This is a genomic window from Pseudomonas sp. 2957 (genome assembly GCF_031456345.1).
GTDB classification, from domain to species: Bacteria; Pseudomonadota; Gammaproteobacteria; order Pseudomonadales; family Pseudomonadaceae; genus Aquipseudomonas; species Aquipseudomonas siliginis.
Map to the genome: position 1 here is coordinate 823,702 of NZ_JAVDUL010000003.1, position 19,560 is coordinate 843,261.

19 protein-coding genes and 1 other RNA gene are annotated in these 19,560 nt (G+C 58.5%); 10 read left to right on the forward strand and 10 right to left on the reverse strand.

The features are described 5' to 3' along the window. Positions 1-363: 363 nt before the first annotated feature. Positions 364-717: RNase P RNA component class A (gene rnpB / locus J2Y39_RS14155), an RNA gene on the reverse strand. Between the two features lie 73 nt (positions 718-790). Then, complete coding sequence (rsmI, locus tag J2Y39_RS14160; protein ID WP_016773267.1) at positions 791-1,696, reverse strand: 16S rRNA (cytidine(1402)-2'-O)-methyltransferase; 906 nt, start codon at positions 1,694-1,696, stop codon at positions 791-793. Positions 1,697-1,873: 177 nt separating this feature from the next. On the opposite strand from rsmI, the gene J2Y39_RS14165 reads away from it, so the two are divergent. The 4 genes from J2Y39_RS14165 (at position 1,874) to J2Y39_RS14180 (ending at position 5,317) form a co-directional block, all read left to right on the forward strand. Next, positions 1,874-3,685, forward strand: coding sequence for a penicillin-binding protein activator (locus tag J2Y39_RS14165; protein ID WP_073473468.1), 1,812 nt, complete (start codon positions 1,874-1,876; stop codon positions 3,683-3,685). Beyond that, positions 3,685-4,047, forward strand: coding sequence for a YraN family protein (locus tag J2Y39_RS14170; protein WP_016773265.1), 363 nt, complete (start codon positions 3,685-3,687; stop codon positions 4,045-4,047). The genes J2Y39_RS14165 and J2Y39_RS14170 overlap by 1 nt, the downstream gene beginning before the upstream one ends. Before the next feature lie 101 nt (positions 4,048-4,148). Continuing rightward, a complete protein-coding gene (locus tag J2Y39_RS14175) occupies positions 4,149-4,742 on the forward strand; it encodes a phosphoheptose isomerase (protein ID WP_008082788.1) in 594 nt (197 codons plus the stop codon). Continuing rightward, the gene (locus tag J2Y39_RS14180; RefSeq protein WP_024014250.1) at positions 4,739-5,317 is read left to right on the forward strand and encodes a BON domain-containing protein; all 579 of its coding nucleotides are present in this window, start codon (positions 4,739-4,741) and stop codon (positions 5,315-5,317) included. Before J2Y39_RS14175 ends, J2Y39_RS14180 begins: the two co-directional genes overlap by 4 nt. Positions 5,318-5,470: 153 nt before the next feature. On the opposite strand, the gene J2Y39_RS14185 is transcribed toward J2Y39_RS14180, so the two are convergent. The 7 genes from J2Y39_RS14185 to rplM all read right to left on the reverse strand — a co-directional run bounded on the left by J2Y39_RS14185 (position 5,471) and on the right by rplM (position 10,360). After that, positions 5,471-5,884, reverse strand: coding sequence for a ClpXP protease specificity-enhancing factor (locus J2Y39_RS14185; protein ID WP_016773263.1), 414 nt, complete (start codon positions 5,882-5,884; stop codon positions 5,471-5,473). Between the two features lie 16 nt (positions 5,885-5,900). After that, positions 5,901-6,518, reverse strand: coding sequence for a glutathione S-transferase N-terminal domain-containing protein (locus J2Y39_RS14190; RefSeq protein WP_007961620.1), 618 nt, complete (start codon positions 6,516-6,518; stop codon positions 5,901-5,903). Positions 6,519-6,664: 146 nt separating this feature from the next. Then, positions 6,665-7,447: a cytochrome c1 gene (locus J2Y39_RS14195; RefSeq protein WP_016773262.1), complete on the reverse strand. Its 783-nt coding sequence runs from the start codon at positions 7,445-7,447 to the stop codon at positions 6,665-6,667. After that, positions 7,447-8,658 (reverse strand): cytochrome bc complex cytochrome b subunit, encoded by a 1,212-nt coding sequence (locus J2Y39_RS14200; protein WP_016773261.1) that lies wholly within the window; start codon positions 8,656-8,658, stop codon positions 7,447-7,449. Before J2Y39_RS14200 ends, J2Y39_RS14195 begins: the two co-directional genes overlap by 1 nt. Beyond that, on the reverse strand, positions 8,658-9,251 hold the full coding sequence (gene petA / locus J2Y39_RS14205; RefSeq protein WP_007917031.1) for a ubiquinol-cytochrome c reductase iron-sulfur subunit: 594 nt from the start codon (positions 9,249-9,251) through the stop codon (positions 8,658-8,660). Before petA ends, J2Y39_RS14200 begins: the two co-directional genes overlap by 1 nt. A gap of 273 nt (positions 9,252-9,524) precedes the next feature. Then, positions 9,525-9,917, reverse strand: coding sequence for a 30S ribosomal protein S9 (gene rpsI / locus J2Y39_RS14210; protein WP_003228056.1), 393 nt, complete (start codon positions 9,915-9,917; stop codon positions 9,525-9,527). Positions 9,918-9,931: 14 nt separating this feature from the next. Further along, a complete protein-coding gene (rplM, locus tag J2Y39_RS14215; protein WP_003228062.1) occupies positions 9,932-10,360 on the reverse strand; it encodes a 50S ribosomal protein L13 in 429 nt (142 codons plus the stop codon). Positions 10,361-10,604: 244 nt separating this feature from the next. On the opposite strand from rplM, the gene J2Y39_RS14220 reads away from it, so the two are divergent. Beyond that, positions 10,605-11,645, forward strand: coding sequence for an NADP(H)-dependent aldo-keto reductase (locus J2Y39_RS14220; RefSeq protein WP_056790225.1), 1,041 nt, complete (start codon positions 10,605-10,607; stop codon positions 11,643-11,645). A 156-nt stretch (positions 11,646-11,801) separates the two neighbouring features. Here the strand turns inward: J2Y39_RS14220 and J2Y39_RS14225 are convergent, their stop codons facing one another. Then, positions 11,802-12,938 carry an acyl-CoA dehydrogenase family protein gene (locus J2Y39_RS14225; protein WP_041479969.1) on the reverse strand — a complete coding sequence of 379 codons (1,137 nt, stop codon included), beginning with the start codon at positions 12,936-12,938 and terminating at the stop codon, positions 11,802-11,804. A 250-nt stretch (positions 12,939-13,188) separates the two neighbouring features. On the opposite strand from J2Y39_RS14225, the gene J2Y39_RS14230 reads away from it, so the two are divergent. From J2Y39_RS14230 to J2Y39_RS14250, 5 genes are all read left to right on the forward strand, one after another. Further along, entirely contained in the window at positions 13,189-14,085 is an 897-nt protein-coding gene (locus tag J2Y39_RS14230; protein ID WP_163012735.1) for a GlxA family transcriptional regulator, read from the forward strand. A gap of 183 nt (positions 14,086-14,268) precedes the next feature. Beyond that, a complete protein-coding gene (locus tag J2Y39_RS14235; RefSeq protein WP_252882667.1) occupies positions 14,269-16,218 on the forward strand; it encodes an FAD-dependent oxidoreductase in 1,950 nt (649 codons plus the stop codon). 176 nt (positions 16,219-16,394) lie between these two features. After that, a complete protein-coding gene (locus tag J2Y39_RS14240) occupies positions 16,395-17,282 on the forward strand; it encodes a nitrilase family protein (protein ID WP_038860996.1) in 888 nt (295 codons plus the stop codon). A 14-nt stretch (positions 17,283-17,296) separates the two neighbouring features. Further along, a complete protein-coding gene (locus J2Y39_RS14245; RefSeq protein WP_256809616.1) occupies positions 17,297-18,502 on the forward strand; it encodes a hypothetical protein in 1,206 nt (401 codons plus the stop codon). A 69-nt stretch (positions 18,503-18,571) separates the two neighbouring features. After that, on the forward strand, positions 18,572-19,558 hold the full coding sequence (locus J2Y39_RS14250; protein ID WP_150741837.1) for an asparaginase: 987 nt from the start codon (positions 18,572-18,574) through the stop codon (positions 19,556-19,558). Positions 19,559-19,560: the final 2 nt, after the last annotated feature.

The following is a 19,560-nucleotide window of genomic DNA, read 5'->3' on the forward strand; positions in this document are numbered from 1 at the left end:
AACCCACTTCATGCCACTTTCCGCCACTTGCGCACACTATAGGAATGCGCCCACCACACCGTCAAGGCGCGGATTAAAGGAAAAGCCTTACAGAACGGAGATTTAGCGACGTAAAAGGAGGCTTAACGAGAATCTGACGTGAAGTTTTGGTCAATAACTTGATGCAGCACTGAAAGCTGCGCTCGAAAGTTAAAGTAGTTTGTTAAGAGTAAGATTTTTTCGGTATTACAAAGGCGCTTCGGCTGTTGATTGAAGCAGGGTGGGAAAAGGCTATTACCGCGTTTGCCGCTGCCGGAATTTCAGACCAGGCCGGCTGATATTACACAGCCGCGTCTTCTTTGTTTCAAGCAGGGAAAGAAAAAGGTGGAGAGTCGATCTGTAAGCCGGGTTCTGTCTTGAACAGTCATTCGTCTACGATGGCCATCACTGGACATCTTTAGCAACCTACCCGGTCCCAGCGCGGGCCACGCCTTGGGACCCTATTTGGTCTTGCTCCAAGTGGGGTTTACCTAGCCACGAACTGTTGCCAGCCGTGCGGTGCGCTCTTACCGCACCTTTTCACCCTTACCGGCGCTTGCGCGCTTAGGCGGTTATTTTCTGTGGCACTTTCCGTAGGCTCACGCCTCCCAGGCATTACCTGGCACTTCGCCCTATGGAGCCCGGACTTTCCTCCCCCCCCTAATTTTCATAGAGGGCAGCGACTGTCCGATCGACTCTCCGCCGCGAAGGTTAACGGCAGAGCGCCGGAAGAACAAGCGCTAAAACCCTCAGGAACGCCATGGGCGACGGCTTACACGCCTTTCTGTTTATCCAGCGCCACCTGATACAACACGTTTTTGCGCTCGCCAGTGATTTGCGCTGCCAGTGCGGCGGCGCGCTTGAGCGGCATTTCCTCAAGCAGCAAATCGAGGATGCGCATGGCTTCGCTGCTGACCGCGTCCTCCGACTCCGGCGCCGTCCAGCCGGCCACCAGAACCACGCACTCGCCGCGCTGCTGATTGCTGTCGGACTCGACGAACGCGCGCAGCTCGCTGAGCGGCAGGCCTTTAAGGGTTTCGAAGGTTTTGGTGATTTCCCGCGCCAGCAGAGCCTGACGCTCGCCGCCAAACACTGCTTCCATATCCTGCAGGCATTCGAGAATGCGATGCGGCGCTTCATAGAAAATCAATGTGCGCGGCTCTTCTTTAACCGCTTCCAGACGCGCCTTGCGTCCGACCGACTTGGCCGGCAGAAAGCCTTCGAAGATAAAACGGTCGGACGGCAAGCCCGCCGCCGACAGCGCTGCGATCAACGCACAGGCACCCGGCACCGGCACCACGTTGATCCCGGCCGCACGGGCCTGACGCACCAGGTGATAACCCGGATCGGAAATCAGCGGCGTGCCGGCATCGGAGATCAGCGCGACGTTGTCGCCCGCCAACAACCGCGTAATAAAGCGGCTACCCTCATCCCGTTCGTTGTGTTCGTGACATGCGGCCAAGGGCGTGCCGATGCCGAAGTGCTGCATCAGGCGCGCCGAATGCCGGGTGTCTTCCGCTGCAATCAGGGCCACTTCACGGAGGATTTTCAAGGCCCGGGCGCTGATGTCGTCCAGGTTGCCGATGGGCGTCGCCACCACATAAAGCGAGCCAGCAGCGGAATTCAAAGGACCTGGAGCAGTCAAAGCGCACACCTCGTGATCGGTAAAAGCGGCCATTGTAGCGCGTCATGAGGCTTGCGATGCGCTCCGGCCGAGTGCGGTTTTTCGCCCGGTTGTGCGCTGCCGCAACATTTACTCCAGCTAAATTGACCGATTCACGCCAGTAACATCGCGCCCCGGCCAGTGCTTGGGTACAATTCCACGCTAATTTGATCGAGTATCAGGAACACTTACATGATCGCTTGCCTGCGGCTGTTCACTGCCCTCTGCCTCGCTGCCTTGTTGGCCGCGTGTGCCAGCTCCCCTTCCTCCAGCCTTGGCGAACTTCCACGGACTCCGGACGCCAGCATCGAGCAACTACTCGAACAGGCTGCGCAGGCTAAAACCCCGGAACAAGCCGCCCTGCTGCGCCTGAGCGCGGCGGACCAGGCCTACCGCCAAGGCAATGCCGGCCAGTCCGCGCAAATCCTGCAACAAGTGCCAGTGGAGCAACTCAAGCCAGGCCAGCAGATTTTCGCCAATACGCTGTCCGCCGAACTGGCCATGACGCGCAATCAGCCGAAAGCTGCGCTGACCGCCCTGAGCCATCCGAGCTTCCAGAAGCTCGGGGAAATGCCGGAAGAGCAGCAAGTGCGCACTGGCACTGTTCACGCCCGCGCCCTTGAAGCCGATGGCCAGACGCTGGCCGCTGCCCGTGAGCGTGTGTTCATTGCACCGATGCTGGAAGGCGAAGCGGCGAGCAAGAACCACGAAGCGATCTGGACCCTGATCGCTTCGCTGCCAACCGATCAATTGCAACCGAACAACACCGACGATCTCGGCGGCTGGATGGCACTGGCGCAAGCGGTGAAAACCGCAGGCACGCTGGAACAGCAACAAGCCGCGATCGACAACTGGCGTGCGCAGAATCCAAAGCACCCGGCGGCGATCAACCTGCCGCTGCCGCTGACCAAGCTCAAGGAACTGGCCAGCCAGCCACTGAGCAAAATCGCCCTGCTGCTGCCACAGGACGGCCAGTTGGCGTCGGTCGGCAAAGCGCTGCGTGAAGGCTTCATGGCCGCGCATTATCAGGCGCAACAGGCCGGCCAGAACCCACCTGCCATCGAGTTCTACGACAGCTCGAAGCTGACTTCGATGGACGAGTTCTATCGCAAGGCTCAGGCTGACGGCGTGCAACTGGTAGTCGGCCCGCTGGAAAAACCACTGGTCAAGCAACTGAGCACTCGCCCGCAACTGCCAATCACCACCCTGGCGCTGAACTACAGCGAAGGCGAGCAAGGCCCGGCGCAGTTGTTCCAGTTCGGCCTGGCGGCTGAAGACGAAGCTCGCGAAGTTTCCCGTCGCGCTCGTGCCGACGGCCTGCATCGCGCCGCTATCATGGTACCGAAGGGCGAATGGGGCGATCGCGTCCTGCGTGCCTTCAGCCAGGACTGGCAAGCCAATGGCGGCAGCATCGTTGCCACCGAGCGTGTCGATCAGCCGGTGCAACTGGCCCAGCAGATTGCCGACATGTTCCAGCTGCGCCAGAGCGAAGCCCGCGCCAAGAGCCTGCAGAATGTTGCCGGCACCAATGTCGCCGCGCAGCCTTCGCGTCGTCAGGACATCGAATTCATCTTCTTGGCCGCCACGCCGCAACAGGCCCAGCAGATCAAGCCGACCCTGAACTTCCAGTACGCCGGTGACGTGCCGGTCTACGCGACCTCCCACGTCTACAGCGCCAGCGGCGACGTCAATCAGTACAACGACATGAACGGCATTCGCTTCTGCGAAACCCCATGGCTGCTGGAAACCAGCGATCCGCTGCGCCAGCAAGTGGCCGCGCAGTGGCCGCAAGCCAATGGCAGCCTCGGCCGCCTGTACGCCATGGGCGCCGATGCCTATCGCCTGGCACCACGCCTGGGTCAACTCAAGGCCCTGCCGGACAGCCGCATCGAAGGTCAGTCGGGCAGCCTCGGCATGACCCAGACCCAGCGCGTTGTGCGCCAGTTGCCGTGGGCACAGTTCGTCAGCGGTCAGGTGCAGCGCCTGCCGGACACCCCGCGCTGATGCCCGACAGGTCACGCTCGCAAAGCGGCAAGGATGCCGAGCGCCAGGCGCTCGAACATCTGCAACAACAAGGTCTGCGCCTGTTGGCGCAGAACTGGTTATGCAAACGCGGCGAGCTTGATCTGGTCATGCTTGATGGCGATACAGTAGTATTCGTTGAAGTTCGCTACAGAAAAAACACTCAATGGGGTGGCGCGCTCGCCAGTATCGACGAGCGCAAGCAGCAGAAACTGATCTTTGCAGCACAGTATTTTCTTCAGCGCGAGTCGCGTTGGGCCAATTCCCCCTGCCGCTTCGATGTGGTGGCGATCGACAGCCACCCGAATCAGCTGAACTGGTTGCAGAATGCTTTCGACAGTTGATCGCCTGCACCCTGCCCTGTTTTCGTCCGACACATTTTGCTCTTTGCTTTGCCGGCTGCACATTCACGTGCCGAACAGCCGCGCCACTTAAGGTCACACAGATGGACATGCAATCCCGAATTCGCCAGCTTTTTCAGGCCAGTATCGACACCAAGCAACAGGCGATGGACGTACTTGCACCGCACATCGAGCAAGCCAGCCAGATCATGGTCAACGCCCTGCTCAACGAAGGCAAAATGCTCTCGTGCGGCAACGGTGGTTCGGCCGGCGATGCCCAGCATTTTTCTTCGGAGCTGCTCAACCGCTTCGAGCGCGAGCGTCCGAGCCTGCCGGCAATAGCACTGACCACCGACACTTCGACGATCACTTCGATCGCCAACGATTACAGCTACAACGAAGTGTTCTCCAAGCAGATCCGCGCCCTCGGCCAGCCGGGCGATGTACTGCTGGCGATTTCGACCAGCGGCAACTCGGCGAACATTATTCAAGCGATCCAGGCCGCACATGATCGCGAAATGATTGTCGTAGCTTTGACCGGACGCGATGGCGGCGGCATGGCGTCGCTGCTGTTGCCCGAGGACGTCGAGATTCGCGTACCGGCCAACGTCACTGCACGTATTCAGGAAGTCCACTTGCTGGCGATCCATTGCCTTTGCGATCTGATCGACAGCCAACTGTTCGGGAGTGAAGAATGACCCCTAATCGCCTTGGCCTTCTGGCCTTGACCCTGTGCCTCGGCATCAGCGGCTGCACCTCGGTGGTAAATGCCAGCCGTGAAGCGCCGATCGAAGACGACCGTGGCACGCGCACCTTCGGCAGCAAGATCGACGACTCGCTGATCGAAACCAAAGCAGGCGTGAACATCGCCAAGGCCGATCCGGCACTGGACAACGACTCGCACATCGTCATCACCAGTTTCAACGGCGTGGTCCTGCTCGCCGGCCAGACGCCACGCGAAGACCTCAAGGCCAAAGCCGAACAGGCCGCCGCCAATGTCCAGCGCGTGAAGAAGGTGCATAACGAACTGCAAGTGCTGCAACCGTCCTCCCTGCTCGCGCGCCAGAACGACGCGTGGCTGACCACCAAGATCAAGACCCAGATGCTCACCGACGCCAGCATTCCTGGCTCGCGCATCAAAGTCGTGACCGAGAACGGCATCGTCTATCTGCTGGGCCTGCTGACCAAACAGGAAGCCACTCAGGCAACCAATCTGGTTCAGGGTGTGTCCGGTGTGCAGAAGATCGTGAAGCTGTTCGAATACATCGACTGATCTGATTACGCAGGAGTTGTGCAGGAGCTGACGAGTGCAACGAGGCTGCGATCTTTTGATCTTGCTTTTAAAAATCAAAAGATCGCAGCCTCCGGCAGCTCCTACACGACCAATGCAGACACAAAAAAGGCGATCCATCCGGATCGCCTTTTTTTATTTCACAACCTTCAAGCTTGGCCGGCCACTCGGACGTGGCGGCTCGCTGCCCGGTGGCGGCGAGTCGTCATCCGGATCAATGTCTTCCTCGTCGTCCATCGGCAACTCGAGGTCAAACACCATGCCCTGGCCGTTCTCCCGGGCGTAGATGCCCAGGATCGCGCTGATCGGCACGTAGAGACTGTGCGGAACACCGCCGAAGCGGCCTTCGAACGTCACCACGTCGTTATCCATGTGCAGATGACGCACGGCACTGGGCGAGATGTTCAGGACGATCTGGCCGTCACTGGCAAAACCCTGTGGCACCTGCACCGCCGGGTACTCGGAGTTGACCAGCATGTGCGGGGTGCAATCGTTATCCACAATCCACTCGTAGAGCGCGCGGACCAGATAAGGTCGACTGGAGTTCATAGCGGCTCCTTAAGCCTTAGCGCATATCGCGTTCGACACCAGACAGACTTGCCTGGAAAGCCTCACGCGCAAACTGACGCTCCATATAATCAAGCAGCGGCTTGGCCGGCCGCGGCAGTTCAATACCCAGAATCGGCAAACGCCAGAGTATGGGTAATAGGCAGCAATCCACCAGACTTTGTTCCTCACTGAGGAAGAACGGCTTGTCGGCGAACAGCGGCGAAACGCCGGTCAGGCTTTCGCGCAATTCCTTGCGCGCCACGACCCGTGCAGCCTCTTTGCTCTTGGGATCCAGAATCAGATCCACCAGCCCGCACCAGTCACGCTGAATCCTGTGGATCAGCAGACGACTGTTGGCCCGCGCCACCGGATAAACCGGCATCAGCGGCGGGTGCGGGTAACGCTCATCCAGATACTCCATCACCACGGTCGACTCCCACAACGCCAGGTCACGATCGACCAGCGTCGGCAGACTGCCGTAAGGGTTCACCTCAATCAGTTTAGGCGGCTGGCGGCCCGCTTCCACGTAGATGATTTCGGCGCTGACACCCTTCTCTGCAAGCACGATGCGCACTCGGTGGGAATAGTGGTCGGCGGGGTCGGAGTAACAGGCCAACCGATTGGTCACGCCCATGGCGATCCTCCTCGCTTGTTGAATTTGTCGGAACCGGAAAAACGCGCGCGCCCAGAGGGCACCTCCCGCAGGGTCTGACTGAGCAGACCCTGCTTTAGCGGAGGCGCCCTTGGGCGCGCGCGATTAACAGCAATGCTTGAAGCGTATCAGTGCACGTCTTTCCAGTATTCACGCTTGAGCAGGTAGGCGAACACAAAGAAGAACGCCAGGTACAGCAAGACATAAGTACCGATGCGCTGATGTTGCAGCTTAACCGGGTTAGCCGAGTAAGCCAGGAAGGTTACCAGATTCTTGACCTTCTCATCGAACTGCTCTTCGTTCAGAGCACCGGACTTCGGCACGATGGTCAACTGATCGCACGCTTCATGAGTCAGCGGCGTGCCGGTCAGCGGATCGTATTGCTTCTTGCCGTCCTCGACGATCTGCACCTGCTTGCAGCCGACGACCTGCCGACCTTGCAGGCCGACCAGCACGTTAGGCATGCCGACGTTCGGGAAGACCTTGTTGTTCACGCCCCATGGACGCGCCGGATCTTCGTAGAACGACTTCAAGTAACCGTAGAGCCAGTCGGTGCCGCGTACCCGTGCCACCAGCGTCAGGTCCGGCGGCGCTGCGCCGAACCAGGTCTTGGCGTCGGCCGGCTGCATGCCGATGTTCATGTGGTCGCCAATCTTGGCACCGGTGAATACCAGCTTCTCCAGCATCAACTCGTGCGGAATGCCGAGGTCATCGGCAACGCGCTCGTAACGCTGGAACTTGGCGCTGTGGCACCCCATGCAATAGTTGGCAAAGGTCCGTGCACCATCCTGCAGGGCGGCTTTGTCGGAGACGTCGATATCGACACTTTCCAGTTCCGGACCATGGCCCCCGGCAGCAAAAGCCAGGGAAGGCAGCGCAGTAAAAATCAGAGCAAGAAATAACTTTTTCATCAGCCAGTCACCCTTTCCGGAACCGGTTTGGTCTTCTCGAGCCGGGTGTAGAACGGCATCAGAATGAAGTAGGCGAAATACAGGAAGGTGCAGACCTGCGACAGCAATGTGCGCCCCGGCGTCGGCGCAAGAACGCCGAGGATGCCGAGAATCACGAAAGAAATGCAGAACACCACCAGCCAGATTTTGCTCATCCAGCCCTTGTAGCGCATCGATCTCACCGGACTGCGATCCAGCCATGGCAGCACGAACAGCACCGCAATCGCCGCGCCCATGGCGATAACGCCCATGAGCTTGTCCGGCACCGCACGCAGGATTGCGTAAAACGGAGTGAAGTACCAGACCGGGGCAATGTGCTCAGGCGTCTTGAACGGGTTAGCCGGCTCGAAGTTTGGTTTTTCGAGGAAGTAGCCGCCCATTTCCGGGAAGAAGAACACAATGAAGCAGAAGATAAACAGGAACACCACAACGCCGACAATGTCCTTCACCGTGTAGTACGGGTGGAAGGCGATGCCGTCCAGTGGGATGCCGTTTTCGTCTTTGTGCTTCTTGATATCGACGCCGTCAGGGTTGTTCGAGCCCACTTCGTGCAGCGCCAGGATGTGCAGCACCACCAGACCGAGAATCACGATCGGCAGCGCGACAACGTGCAAGGCGAAGAAGCGGTTCAGGGTGATTCCGGAGATCAGGTAGTCACCACGAATCCACTGGGTCAGGTCATCGCCGATCAGCGGAATCGCACCGAACAGCGAGATGATCACCTGGGCGCCCCAGTACGACATCTGGCCCCAAGGCAGCAGGTAACCCATGAACGCTTCAGCCATCAGTGCCAGGTAGATCAGCATGCCGAACACCCAGACCAGCTCGCGCGGTTTCTGGTACGAGCCGTAGAGCAGGCCGCGGAACATGTGCAGATAGACGACGATGAAAAACGCCGAAGCGCCGGTCGAGTGCAGCAGACGCAGGATCGAACCGTACTCGACGTCGCGCATGATGTATTCGACGGAAGCGAAGGCCTCTTCTGCCGACGGCGTGTAGCTCATCGTCAGCCAGACACCGGTGACGATCTGATTGACCAGCACCAGCAGTGCCAGCGAGCCGAAGAAATAGAAGAAGTTGAAGTTTTTTGGTGCGTAATATTTGCTGAGATGGTCTTCCCACATTTTGGTCGCGGGAAAGCGCGCATCAACCCAATCCATGAACTTGCTCATCACGCTTTCTCCGTATCGACGCCAATGACAATCAGGTCATCGGTCTCATAGGAATGCGGGGGAACTGGCAGGTTCAAAGGCGCAGGTTGCGACTTGTAGACGCGGCCAGCCAGATCGTAGTGGGAGCCGTGGCACGGGCAGAAATAGCCGCCTACCCAGTCCTTGCCCAGATCCGCAGGTGCCACTTCGGGACGGAAGGTCGGTGAGCAACCCAGGTGCGTACAGATCCCGATCAGCAGGAGAATTTCCGGCTTGATCGAACGTACTTCCGGGTCGACATAAGTGGGTTGCGTGGAGTTTTTGGAGGTCGGATCGGAGAGCTGACCCTCGATCTTCTTGAGATTCCCCAGGATTTCCTCGGTACGGCGGACAATGAACACCGGCTGGCCGCGCCATTCAGCAATCATCTGCTGGCCTGGCTCGATTTTGCTGACATTCACTTTCACCGGTGCACCGGCGGCTTTCGCCTTGGCACTGGGAAACCATGACCCCACGAACGGGACCGCAGCCCCCACCGCTCCTGCAGCACCCACCACGGATGTGGCTGCCACCAGGAAGCGACGCCGGCCTGCATTCACGCCGTCATTGCTCATTCAGTCCTCTCCCATCAGCTTTTTTGGCCTGTTAAATCAGGCGTCTACTAAATAAATCAAATGTTACTTATAAAAATTTTGCCCGAATGGTAATGAAAACCCCCAATTCTGACAAGGTTAATTCCCCGGGGATCAACCCCTCAAGCCTTGGAGTATAGGGGGTCTACGGCTGTGGCAAGTTGTCACAACGCAATTCTTTGATAAATCGCACGCATAAAAAAACGCCCGCTTCCGTGAGGAGGCGGGCGTTCTTTTTTGAACGTGGAAGCGGAATTAACGCTTCGAGTACTGCGGACGCTTACGCGCTTTACGCAGACCAACTTTCTTACGTTCAACTTCACGGGCGTCGCGGGTAACGAAGCCAGCTTTGCGCAGAGCGCTACGCAGGGTTTCGTCGTAGTCCATCAGAGCGCGGGTGATGCCGTGGCGGATTGCGCCAGCCTGACCACTTACACCACCGCCGATCACGGTGACGTAGATGTCGAACTTCTCGACAGTCTCGGTCAGCTCCAGCGGCTGACGAACTACCATGCGGGCAGTTTCGCGGCCGAAGAAGTTATCCAGCGAACGGTTGTTGATGGAGATGTTACCAGTACCCGGACGCAGGAAAACGCGTGCGGTTGCGGTCTTGCGACGGCCAGTGCCGTAATTTTGAGTCGCCGACATAATGAACTATTCCGTTAAATCTTCAGTTCTTGGGGCTGCTGAGCAGTATGAGGGTGTGCAGCGCCCGCATAGACTTTCAGCTTACGGTACATGTCGCGACCCAGTGGGTTTTTAGGCAGCATGCCTTTAACCGCGGTCTCGATCACGCGCTCAGGGGCTTTGGCGATCAGCTTTTCAAAGTTGATCGACTTGATGCCGCCCGGGAAACCGGAGTGGGAGTAGTACATTTTGTCAGTGGTTTTAGCGCCGGTAACACGGATCTGCTCGGCGTTGATGACGACGATGTAGTCGCCGGTGTCAACGTGAGGAGTGTACTCAGGCTTGTGCTTGCCACGCAGACGGCTCGCGATTTCGGTGGCCAGACGACCCAGGGTCTGACCAGCAGCGTCGACGACAAACCAGTCGCGCTTTACTGTTTCCGGTTTAGCAGTAAAAGTTTTCATTCTTTATAGCCTCAGGGGCCGCCTGTAAATAAGACGGCGGATCTTACTGAATAGTGCGTACTTTGACAAGTCAAAGGCAGCCGGATACAGACGCTTTCGGGGGCTCGGGTCGGCGCGTCCGTTCAACGGCAAGATTCTTCGGCGGCGGCGCATCACTTCCACTGCAGAAAGAGGTCGGCAATTATGCAGATTGCGAAAAATTTTTCAACCTGCTTTTATGATTGTTTTGCCCAAGGAGCACCCGATGGACTATCGCCAGCTAGGCCGTACCGACCTGAACGTGAGTGCAATCTGCCTCGGCACCATGACCTGGGGCGAGCAAAACACTGAAGCTGAAGCCTTCGCCCAGATTGAACGGGCCAAAGAGGCGGGGATCAATTTCCTCGACACCGCTGAAATGTATCCGGTGCCGCCCAAAGCCGAAACCTACGCCACCACCGAGCGCTACATCGGCAATTACTTCAAGAGTCGCGGTGACCGTGCCGACTGGATCCTCGCCAGCAAGATCGCCGGCCCCGGCAACACCATCGACTACATCCGCGACAAGAACCTGCGCCACAACCGCCAGCACATCACCGAAGCACTGGACGGCAGCCTCAAGCGTCTGCAGACCGATTACATCGATCTGTATCAATTGCACTGGCCGGAACGCAGCACCAACTTTTTCGGACAGCTGGGCTACAAGCACAAGATCGAAGCGAACCTGACGCCACTGGAAGACACCCTCGAAGCCCTCGACGAGCAGGTGAAGGCCGGCAAGATCCGCCACATCGGCCTGTCCAACGAGACGCCGTGGGGCACCATGCGCTTTCTGGCTCTGGCCGAAGCTCGTGGCTGGCCGCGTGCAGTGTCGATCCAGAACCCGTACAACCTGCTCAACCGCAGCTTCGAAGTCGGCTTGGCCGAGATCGCCATCCGCGAACAGTGCGGCCTGCTCGCCTATTCGCCGCTGGCGTTCGGTTTCCTCTCCGGCAAGTACGAGGGTGGCGCCCGTCCAGCGAAAGGACGCCTGAGCCTCTACAGCCGCTTCAGCCGCTATTTCAACCCGCAATCCGAAGCGGCGTGCAGCCGTTACGTAGCCCTGGCCCGTGAACACGGTCTGGACCCGGCGCAAATGGCACTGGCCTTCGTGACCCAGCAACCGTTCGTCACCAGCAACATCATTGGCGCGACGACGCTTGAGCAACTGGACAGCAACATTGCCAGTTTTGATCTGAAACTGTCCGATGAAGTGTTGGCCGGGATCGAGGCGATTCACAAGGATCATCCGAATCCCGCGCCATAACTGACCGCCAAAAGCTTCGCGAACAGGCTCGCTCCCACAGGTACGGTGATCCCCTGTGGGAGCGAGCCTGCTCGCGAAGAGGCCAGTCGGATTACCTCAACAGCGGAACGCGGAGCGTCCCCGGCGGCATTCCCACGCAGAGCGTAGGAACGATCATCAAAGCGACCGCGCAATAATCTCTTTCATGATTTCATTGGTGCCGGCATAAATCCGCTGCACCCGCGCATCCGCCCACGCCCGGGCCACCGGGTATTCCCACATGAAGCCGTAGCCGCCATGCAGTTGCACGCATTCGTCGAGCACTTTGCATTGCAGGTCGGTGCCCCAATATTTGGCCATCGCCGCCGTCGGCACATCGAGTTTGCCTTGCAGATGCAGCTCCAGGCAGCGGTCGACAAAAACCCGGCCGATCTGGATCTCTGTAGCCATTTCGGCCAGTTTGAAGCGGGTGTTCTGGAAATCGGCAATCGACTTGCCGAACGCCTTGCGATCACGGGTGTAATCCAGCGTCCATTGCAACGCCGCTTCAGCCGAAGCCAGGCCGCCAATCGCCACGGTCAGGCGCTCTTGCGGTAACTCCTGCATCAGATAGGCAAACCCGGCCCCCGCCTGGCCGAGAAGGTTCTCCTTCGGCACGCGCACGTCTTGGAAGAACAGTTCCGAGGTGTCCTGCGCCTTCATGCCGACCTTCTCCAAGCGCTTGCCCTTCTCGAAGCCCGGCGTATTCGCCTCCACCAGAAACAGGCTGGTGCCCTTGGCCCCGGCCTTCGGGTCGGTCTTGGCCACCACGATGACCAGGTCAGCCAGAAAGCCGTTGGTGATAAAGGTTTTCGAGCCGTTGATCACATATTCGTCACCGTCCAGCACCGCCGTGGTTTTCACCCCTTGCAGGTCGGAACCGGCGCCAGGCTCGGTCATGGCAATCGCCGTAACCATTTCGCCCGAGACCAGTTTCGGCAGGTATTTGTGTTTCAGCGCCTCGCTGCCGTAATGCAGGATGTACGGCGCGACGATATCCGAGTGCAGGGAAAAGCCGATGCCGGTGAGTCCCAGGCGCCCGACTTCCTCAATGACCACGGTGCTGTAGAGGAAATCCGCGCCCAGCCCGCCGTACTCTTCCGGCAGGTGCGAACAAAGCATCCCCGCCTCCCCCGCCTTGTTCCACAGCGCGCGATCGATGTGCCCCTGCTTCTCCCACTGCGCGTGATACGGCACGGCCTCTTTCTCGAGGAAAGTTCGCACGCTGTCGCGGAACAATTCGTGTTCGGGGCTGAACAGGGTTCTAGGGATCATGCGGCACCTTTCTTTGTTGTTGGAGGGATTCGGCTCTCAGAGACTAAGCCCCGCTTCCGCTACGGGACACTGGACACATCCGACAAAAAATAAGACGATCCAGCCGTCTGGTGACCACTTTCCCTTATAAAAACAAAACAAAAGTTGAATTATGTCTAAGCACGTCTCCCCGCCCTTGCGGCGCGTCAGCATCCTGGCCATCGACCGGGTTTTCGCTTACACCCTCATGCAAGCCAAGGATTTTTTCCACGTGGCCAGCCTGCGTTACGGCAAACAACTGGGCCACGGCCTGACACCGGCGTTCGAAACGCGTCTGGTCAGCCCCGATGGCAAACCGGTAAAAAGCTTCAGCGACGTGGTCATGCCAGTCGACGGTGGCTTGGAAAACGCCGATGTGATCATCCTCCCGGCGTTCTGGGACGACTTCGATACGCTGTGCGGCCGTTACCCGCAAATCCTGCCGTGGCTGCGCGAACAGCATGCGCGCGGTGCGGTGTTGTGCGGCGAAGCTACCGGGGTGTTCTGGCTCGCCGAAGCCGGGCTGCTCAACGGCAAGGAAGCGACCACCTACTGGCGCTTCTTCAATGCCTTCGCCGAGCGCTTCCCCAAGGTCTATCTGAATCAGGACAAGCACCTGACCGACGCCGACAATCTCTACTGCGCCGGCGGTACTACCTCGGCATGCGATCTCTATATCTATCTGATCGAACGCTTCTGCGGCGCGAACGTGGCGCAAGCCGTGGCCCGCGACATTCTCTACGAAGTGCAGCGCAGCTATTCGCCGGGACGTATCGGTTTTGGTGGGCAGAAGCTGCATCAGGACGTGATCATCCTGCAGATCCAGCAATGGCTCGAAGAACATTTCGCCGACAAATTCCGCTTCGAAGACGTCGCCCGCGAGCACGGCATGAGCATCCGCAACTTCATGCGCCGCTTCCAGACCGCCACCGGCGACAAACCGCTGCACTACTTGCAGCGCCTGCGCATCGAGACGGCCAAGGGCCTGCTTTCGGGCACGCGCAAGAGCATCAAGACCATCAGTTATGAGGTCGGTTACGACGATGCGAGCTTCTTCGCGCGACTGTTCCGCCAGCACACCGAACTGTCGCCTAACCAGTATCGTCAACAGTTTCAGCAGGCTGCGTAAACTTCCGCCAGACTGACGTCCCTGTGGGTGTAGTCCTTCCACGGGGACCGGCTTGTAAGTTGTGATTCGTCCGACACAAATGAACGAAAACAGAACAGCGTCTGGCTGTGTTTTACGACTGTTCGGACGTGCCTGCGCCGACCAGACTACTTCCCAAGCACATCGCATCAGGGAAGATCAACAGTGACCATCGGCTCCAGCTACAACTATCCCTCACAGGCTCCTGGCCTTGAAAAACGCAAAAAACGTTCGCCACAGGACAACTGGAAAGCCCGTTTCCCCAATCCGCCGGACCTGTGTTTTGACTACCGCGCGTTACTGGAGCAGCCAGGCGGAATCGCCCGAGCGACTGATTCGAGCCATCGAATCTGCATCATCGGCGCAGGCATCACAGGCCTGACGGCAGCGAGAGAATTGCTGCGCTGCGGCTTCACCCAGATCACGCTGATCGAACAGTCCTCGCGAATCGGCGGCAGGCACCTGACCGTTCCCGGCAGTCCTCAATCCAAGGCCAGCCATACCCCGTTCGAAATGGGTGCGATGCGTATGCCTTTGTTCAATCGCGAAGGAGAATCGCCGAAGGACGGTCGTTCGATGATGGCCTACTACGCGACGATATTCGACCTGGCCCTTTCAGACTTTGCCAATCCCGGCAGCCAATGGGTCAAATCAACCGGCATCTATCTGCGCGAGGGCAGCCTGTCAGAGCAGGCTACGCCGCAAATGCTTATCTGGAAAAACGCCGACGGTCAGACCCGTCCTCCCGGCGAGAAGCTGCAAGCGGTGTATGCAAAATGGAGAGCGTTCGCCGACCGCATGACCCGGCACGTTTGCGACAGTTATGCGAGCGAGGAATGGGAGTCCGTGTGGGCAGCTATTGTCGCCAGGTATCACGCCATTTCCTTCCGTGATCTGGTGAGCATGCCGGTGCTGCAACGCTGGGAAAAAGACGCGCCGGGCGATTTTGGCGGGATGGGAATGTCGCCAGAGGAATCGGCCATTTTTTATGCCATCGGCATCGGTGACGGCAGCTGGGGCGCATTTTATGATGTCTGTGCACTGTACCCGCTGCGCACTGCCATATTCGGGTTCAGCAGTCACTTGCAACTGGTGCTGGGTCGGGTAGATGAAAAAGGCGATCCTCTGCCTGACTCACCGCATATCCGCAGCAATGCGGTTTTCGATTCAACCGGGCTGCAGTTCGAAGGCCCGCGCTACCTCGGTCTCGCGGCGCTGAGTGAAAGCCTTATGTTCATCAAACCTGATGAAACAGCGAAGTCTTTCCACGAACACAGCCTGCAATACCGCGAAGGTTTGCTGACTGATAGCGCCGTCACTCGGCTGAAAAAGCTCGACAGCGGTAAAACCCGTGTCTACTACAACTGGAAGCAAAGTCGCCCCCATCAGGCCCAGGAACATTTCAGCGATTATGACTCCGTGATCATGACGCTGCCTTCGTGGTTGATCGAAACACGAATCAGGCTTGAAAACTTCACGGCACAAATGCTGCCGTTCGAAACGATCAATGCGTACAAGACTGCACATTGGGAAACCAGCTGCAAAGTGTTCGCGCCGCTGAAGAAATCCTTCCTGTCCGGCAATACCGCCATCCCCCAAGCGATCGTCACGGACAGTTTTATCCACGATGTTTATACCTACCGCTATAACGATCACTACAGCTACGACTGCATTCTTCTCAGTTACACCTGGGAAGATGACGCTACCAAACTCTGCTGTTTCAGCGACAAGGAGCTGGTCGCCAAATGTGCCGAAGAACTTGATCGAATCCTGATGAACTGCAGCAATATCGGGCAGCGCATCTCGCCTTTCATTGGCCTGAATCAGGCCGTCGTACAGCGCTGGATCACCGATAAGAACTCACTGGGGTGCGCCAAACTTTACCGCCCCGGCGCCTACTACGACGCTGTAAGCCTGATGAAATACAACCGCGACTATTCCAGTGTTTCCGGGCTGTATCTTTCTGGCGAGTCGTTTTCAGTGGATGCCGGCTGGACCGAGCCCTGCTTTCGCGGTGCCATCGATGCGGTGATTCATATTTGCGAAAAAACCTCGGCGCAGTTCAATGGCGGCTTCCAGATAACCGACTATCCACACTACCAGGCCGGACCATGAAGTTTTCAGTCACGCAATTCAGCGTCCTGAACGTGCATCGTCGATATGTGTTTAATCGTCCTAGGAGGCGTACTACAACTTAACCGGAAAGCGCCGACTTACCTTCCAGTGCTGACTCGACTCTTATGTTCCCCGCCACCCGATGGCGTGAAAACAACAATAAGGGATCATGAAAAATGAGTGAGTCAACAAGCCCTGTTCGTGTTGCGGTTGTGCAATGTGATCCGCAGGTCGGTACGCAAAATCGTGCAGCGAATCTGAGTAATAGCCTGGAGTTGGCACTGCAGGCGGTCAATGGCGGTGCCAACCTCATCGTTTTGCCCGAGCTGACAAACACCGGTTATTTCTTTCGCACTCGACAGGATGCGTTCGATCACGCCGAATCGGTTCCGGATGGGCCGAGCGTGAGCCGATGGGAGGATTTTGCCCGCCAGCATCAGGTGTATCTGGTAGCAGGGCTGACCGAGCGCGAAGGGGCACGGTTGTACAACACAGCCGTGTTGTTGGGACCTGACGGTTTCATCGGCAAATACCGCAAGGCGCACCTGTGGAATCTGGAGAAGCTCTGGTTCACCGCAGGCGATAGCGGTTTCCCGGTGTTCGAAACGCCGATCGGTCGTATCGGTCTGCTGATCTGCTGGGACATCTGGTTTCCCGAGGTCCCGAGAATCCTCAGCCAGCAGGGCGCGGACATTATCTGCAGCCTGAACAACTGGGTCTGGACACCACCTCCCTTGTTCGATGACGCCGGCAAGTGCATGGCTTCGTACCTGACCATGACCGCGGCGCACGTCAACAATGTGTTCATTGCGGCGGCCAGCCGAATCGGCGAAGAGCGTGGCGCTCGTTACCTTGGATGCTCTTTGATTGCTGGCACTAACGGCTGGCCGATTGGCCGCGTGGCGTCCGCCGACCAGCAGGAAATCCTCTACGCCGATATCGACCTGACCAGCTCGCGCAGTGCGCCAATCTGGAACGACCTGAACGATTTGCACCGTGATCGGCGCTGTGATGTCTACGATCGAATGCTCGGTTACACCCAGCATCCGTGCCTGCCGCGTTAACCGGAGGCCGGGCTATGGACATTCACGCAAAGCAACGCAAAACAATCGTGGCCAGAACCGCGATGGACAGCACCATTATCGGCCTGATTCTGGGTGCGACGGTTTTGATTGGCTGGCTATCGCTCACCCATCATTCGTTGTGGTCGGCGCGCTGGCCGGACTACAGCCATATGGTTTCGAGTTTTCCCGACGCTGCTGCCTGGCTGCGTTGGGTGCTTGGAGATATCAGCGAGGTGGCGTTTTATAAACACGAGTTTGCCTCGATTGGCCTTCTGGCCGGTGCATATCTGGGCTATTGGGCTAATCGAACGGGAAAAGCCTGGCAAGGCTTCACGATCTGTTACGGCAGCGGGCTCTGGCCGTGGCTGGTGACAAGCTCACTACTGGGTCTGGTGCTGAGCAATTTGCTGTGGGGCTGGACCGTCACCGCGACCAGTTGGCAGCCCACCTTCGCGGCATTCGTGTCGTTGCCTGCCGCAATGGTATTGATGTTCGGTGCAGGCTGGAAGGTCGCGATCAACGGAGCCATCATGGGCGCCCTGTTCGTGACACCTCTGTGTCTGCTGATGGTCAATTACGTATGCAACCCACTCGGTCTGCCCGTGGTGATTGGCAATGTTTCGGGCATGGCCATCGCCAGCATCGGCGCCTTCGTGCTTTGTCGCTACGTGCCAAGCCTGGTGAGACCAGCGGAGCCCGAGCCGGCTGCCGAGGAAGTCAGCATGACCGTGTCCGGCAAGGCGCCGGATTATGGCGTGGTATGGAGCATGCGCCGGGTCTTGGCGGATTTCTCCGAGGCACCTTTCTTCGGCAATGAGTGGGCCAGTCTGGGACTGATTGTCGGTGCGTTGCTCGCATTTACACTCAACCCGATGAGCCCGGTCTACGGCACTGGTCTGCTGCCGCAATTGCTGGTCGGTCAGGCGCTGACCTCGGCACTGGGCGTGGTGATCTGGCGCAGGCAGTGGATGGAGCGCGGTTGGTATCCGACTTATGTGCCGCTGGTGTCCGTTGTTCCGGCTGCGATCCTTACCTTCGGCGGCGCTTGGCAAGTGATCATCTCCAGTGCGCTGCTCGGCGCCCTGATCGCCCCGCCACTGGCCTGCGCCCTCGCGCAGCGGCTGCCAGGCTTCATGCATGGCTTTATCGGTAACGTGTTGTCGATGGCTCTCAGTACGCTATTGATCCTGCCAATCGTCGGATGGCTGGCCAGCCACTGATCTTTCCCCTGCCCCGGCTGGCATCTGGATAGTCCCCGGTACAGTCGGTCTTTCTTCGCGAGGTATCACATGGAACTGCCAAAACTGGCCATTGCCGCGCTCGGCGGTACTGTCAGCATGCAATCGACGCAAAACGGCCAAGGCGTCGTTCCGGCGGTGTCCGGCGAAGCGTTGCTGAACACCGTGCCGGAGTTGAATATGCTCGCACGAGCAACCGTCGAGACTTTCGGTCTGTTACCCAGCGCTTCGCTGGATTTCGAATACCTCTTGGACGTATTGAACTGGGCCAACGCGCAGATCAGCCAAGGCGTGGCCGCAGTCATCATCATTCAGGGCACGGACACCTTGGAGGAATCCGCCACTTTCTTCGATTACCTGTGGGCGCACGACGAGCCACTGGTGCTGACTGGCGCCATGCGCTCTGCCATGCAAGCGGGGGCTGATGGCCCGGCAAACCTGCTGGATGCCGGTCGCGTTGCGTTGGCGGCATGCAGTCATGGGCGCGGAGCACAGGTGGTTATCAACGGCGAGATTCACCGCGCCAGTAGCGTGCGCAAAGTCGATTCAATGGCCATGCACGCCTTCGCCTCGCCCTTGACCGGCCCTGCTGGCTTGATAGTGGAAGGCGCTCCGCGCTACTTCCATGCGCCGGTTGCGCGCCATGTTTTGCCGATGCCCCGAGACACCCGCCAGAATATTGCTTTGCTGGAAGCTTCGCTCGGTGCAGACAGTCTGCTGCTAGAGAAGGTTGTGGAGCTAGGTTACGCCGGCCTAGTGATCGCTGGCTTCGGTGCCGGCCATGTTTCAGCGGACTGGGCCAACGTCATCGAAGGCATTGCCCGACATATTCCGGTGATCATCGCCACCCGCACCGGTTGTGGCGCGACGGCGCAAGTGACCTATGGCTTCGTCGGCAGTGAAATCGATATGACGCGTAAAGGTGCCGTGATGGCTGGGTTCCTATGCCCGCGCAAAGCAAGAATTCTGCTCTGGCTTCTGGTTGGCTGCCAACAGCAATCAACGTTGGCAACCTGCCTCGCTGAACTGGCCCCATAAAA